Annotated in this window: 1 protein-coding gene; it reads right to left on the bottom strand. The window is 70.8% G+C overall.

Annotated elements, in window-relative coordinates; genetic code table 11:
- A partial coding sequence (locus FV233_RS30840; RefSeq protein ID WP_210249537.1) for a hypothetical protein occupies positions 1–239 on the bottom strand: 239 nt, incomplete at its 3' end.
- Positions 240–253: the final 14 nt, after the last annotated feature.

The following is a 253-nucleotide window of genomic DNA, read 5'->3' as shown; positions in this document are numbered from 1 at the left end:
CGGCGTATCTCGATCTCGTAGAGGGTGACCTCCTGCGCGGGCATGCCGGGCTGGCCACCGATCATCTCCTGATAGGCGCGGCTGCCGGCCAGTTCGAGGCCTGGCTCCTGGGGCGGGATGCCGGCAGCCTCGTCGCCGGGCCGCGTCGGGCTGTAGCTGACCACCTTTTCGGAGCCGTCGAATACCCGCAGCAGGCCCGGCAGGATGCGATCCACCTGCTCGGCGAGCACCCGCGCCACGACCGAAGAGCGGC

This window comes from Methylobacterium sp. WL7 (genome assembly GCF_008040085.1).
In the GTDB taxonomy this organism is placed as follows: Bacteria; Pseudomonadota; Alphaproteobacteria; order Rhizobiales; family Beijerinckiaceae; genus Methylobacterium; species Methylobacterium mesophilicum.
This window is presented reverse-complemented; position numbering and strand designations above follow the sequence as displayed.